We start from the raw sequence: 3,198 nt of genomic DNA on the forward strand, positions 1-3,198 counted from the left end.
ATACTAATCAATTGTACAGGAGTTTAAATCAAAGTGGCTCACTTTTTGGTGATCACAATGATTATTTCAAGTCACAGGTGGTTCATTTATTCATGATCACAAACGGTCATATTGGCTCACTATCAGATTAGCATACGCAGCCATCCGCTGCAAAAATTAACATAAGTTTAACCATAAAAGGATTGACGTTTTCAGGGGGAGCATGATAGTTTTATTCCATGATGGCAGCTGTTGCCAAATATAGCATCGGGGTGAGGTGCAATTATCCGTGGACAGTTGTCAGATTAATATTAATAATACTTTAAAATAGGAGGATTTGCCCATGCAGTTTTTAGTGCATCCAAAAGAAAAATTATATTTTGCCGTATCATTGGTAATCAGCCTCTTGGTTTACCTCGCCCTTGTCATTTCTCTCGTTGGCATCGTATACATAATCTTGGGCATAATTGTCGCCTTCATCGTCCATGGCCTGTTTATCGGCGCCATCAGGGGAAACGGTATTCGCGTGTCTGACAAACAGTTACCGGAAGTATACCGGTTGGCGCAGCAGATTGCTGAACAGATGGAGCTTAAACCGGTTCCGGCCATTTATGTATTGCAGTCCGGCGGCTTCCTTAATGCTTTTGCCACCATGTTTCTGGGCCGAAACTTTGTCGTTATTTACGCCGAAGTGCTGGAGCTTGCCTGGGAAAAGGGAGAGTCCGCAGTCGCTTTTGTAATCAGTCACGAGTTTGCTCACATTAAACGCAGACATCTCAACTGGCGTTGGCTATTGTATCCTGCGATGTTAATTCCATTTTTGGGGTCGGCATATTCCCGGGCTTGTGAATACACCTGCGATCGCATTGCGGCCCATTATCAGCCGGCTGGTGCTGCGGCAGGGCTTCTGGTCTTCGCTGCCGGCAAGAAGCTCTATCGCTTTGTCGATCCGGAGGAATTTAGCAATCAGGCAGAAACGGAGCGGGGTTTTTGGGTTTGGCTCGCCGAAGTTCTTTCGACTCACCCAAATCTGCCCAAACGCCTGAGAGCTTTTAAGGAAACCGAAGCAGTCATGCGGCAATTTCCTCTTGATTCGCAGAGTACAGTGAAATAGTAGCAGGTCAGTTTTTTAGCCTTCCGTCCTTGTCGAAGTGTTTATGTAAAGCTATCGAGGTTGGAAATATTGAAACAATAAGAATCAGCACTTGGATGCCAACAAGGACTCCTCCGGTAGTTTCCACTGTGTTATTTCCACTGCCAATACAAAAAAGCATCACAATCATGGATAAGGGAAGCATTATAATTCCTATATAATACCAAATCCTTCCGCAATGTTTGTGGGCAAAGTCCCAAGTATCTTTATTTTTCATGGACATAGTTGTCCGGTAACCATAGATATAGTTAATGGTCTGCGGAGGTTTTTTCATAAACAGCCAGCCCCAGATTATCATAGTCAAAGGTATAAATAAAACTATAATTAACATAAACATCCAAAAACCCACTATTATCACCCCTCAAATATAATTGCATTCTGAATAATTGCTGCCCTTACTTAATTCCTGCACGTATTCTGGGAATTTTCTGGGTAGGTTACGGCGGCTTTTTGCGCTACGAAAAGGCGTTGAGAGCCTGATTTCGCTTGAGTTATTCGGTTTAAATTCTGCCCTTATTCCTGCAATGGCAACGGATTGCCTGGCGGCTATTTAAAGTGCATCGACCTTGCCGCTAAGCATGCAGGTCATGCTTGTGCATTGCAGGAGTAATGCCGCCATCAATAGCATAATATCGCTCCAGGCCGTTCCCCAGGGCGTTTGCAGCAAGTTGACGCTGGCGAAGGCTGTGGCCTCTGGTAGGCCGAACGGGGTAATTATCAGCAAACCTAATATATCACGAAGATCTAGGCTGATCTGAAATAGCAACAGATAGACAACCAGGCAAAGTGCTGCAAATACTAAAAGGGTGGAAAGAAACTCTTTTCTGTTGAAGAACAAAAAAGTAAACATCGTGAAACCAAGGCTTATTGCGGTAGCAAACAACCCTAAGGAGAAGATATTCACGGCTGACAGGAGGTTGACGTTATTTGGCAGCGTTGCCGGGGTAAAGAGGACAAAAAAGACCCAAGCAGTAAGGGAAATAAACTTGGTGGCGAAGATAAAAACTACGTGGTAAGCGATGAGAAAGACCGGTTTCACAGGAATTTGCCGGTAAGGCAGCTTCAAAAAATCTGTTCCCCTGTCAATAAAAATGCCTGGCAACACATAAATTAATACACAAAGGGAAAACAACGACCAGACACCTGTGATGACGCCCTGCAAGAAATCAGGCAGCGCTGGCAGAAGCAGGTGCGAGGAGAAACTGAACAACAGGTAACCCAACAGTACCAACGGCCTTCCTCCCATTGCGAGAATAAAATATTTAACTAATGATTTTGCTATTGTCGGCAACCGGCATCCCTCCCTTTGTACTTTCTGATTAGCCCCAGCGTTGCTAAAGATTACCGTAGTTTTCAAGCAAATAGGCGTTTATGTAAGTGATCACCGCGCTGCACACAAATATAATTAAGGCTATCGGAGTTGGTGAGAGAATTAAGTTCTCCCTGTCTATCACGGTCACTAATAATGTGATGCCTGTAACGAAATATAAACCGGGCACGATCCTATCAACTATTGTGTCGACTGTTGCGCTCCATTTGATTAGCTTACTCAAAACCCGCAGCTCCTTGGGCAAGGGCAGCGTAATCCTGCCCTTGAGCAGCTGGTGGACGGCCAGCATGTTGACGTAACCCGAGATCCCCAAGAGGTAATAACTGGCATACAGGAGCCATTGTTGGCCGCCGGGCAGGACAATGTTAGGCTCATACCGAAAAGCATAAGCTAGAACCAGATACGAGGCGGCAGCGGCAGCACCAATAGGCAGCAAGACGAGCAGGCCGGTAATCAGCGACCACAGTTGCGGCATAGGAATATGCAGGGGTAAAGTATGTTCTTGCCACGAGAATGCTCCAGTAGTGTATGTTACATAATGTATCACTGTAATAGCGCCAAGAAGAATCGCCAACACTACCCTCATTACCAGCAGCACAATATGGGCAGGTGCATTGAAGAGGGAATGGCTCAACCAGCCTAGGAATGTTGCTGCAACCAGCAGGCCAAACATGACTTGCACCGCAGGGCTGCGGTACTGCATTAATTGCAGCTTAAGTAGCTTTCGCATGGCGGA

Annotated in this window: 4 protein-coding genes; 1 reads left to right on the plus strand and 3 read right to left on the minus strand. The window is 45.5% G+C overall.

The annotated features are described in order from the left end of the window. The first annotated feature begins 322 nt into the window (after positions 1-322). The gene (locus KGZ89_06815) at positions 323-1,093 is read left to right on the plus strand and encodes a M48 family metallopeptidase (GenBank protein MBS3974557.1); all 771 of its coding nucleotides are present in this window, start codon (positions 323-325) and stop codon (positions 1,091-1,093) included. A gap of 7 nt (positions 1,094-1,100) precedes the next feature. Here KGZ89_06815 and KGZ89_06820 read toward each other — a convergent pair whose 3' ends face one another. The 3 genes from KGZ89_06820 to KGZ89_06830 all read right to left on the minus strand — a co-directional run. Further along, complete coding sequence (locus KGZ89_06820) at positions 1,101-1,481, minus strand: SdpI family protein (protein ID MBS3974558.1); 381 nt, start codon at positions 1,479-1,481, stop codon at positions 1,101-1,103. 201 nt (positions 1,482-1,682) lie between these two features. Continuing rightward, the gene (locus tag KGZ89_06825) at positions 1,683-2,423 is read right to left on the minus strand and encodes a hypothetical protein (GenBank protein ID MBS3974559.1); all 741 of its coding nucleotides are present in this window, start codon (positions 2,421-2,423) and stop codon (positions 1,683-1,685) included. Between the two features lie 43 nt (positions 2,424-2,466). After that, positions 2,467-3,198: hypothetical protein (locus KGZ89_06830; GenBank protein MBS3974560.1), on the minus strand; the 732-nt coding region annotated here is incomplete at its 5' end.

It is taken from the genome of Actinomycetota bacterium, assembly GCA_018334075.1.
GTDB lineage: Bacteria > Actinomycetota > Coriobacteriia > Anaerosomatales > UBA912 > JAGXSC01.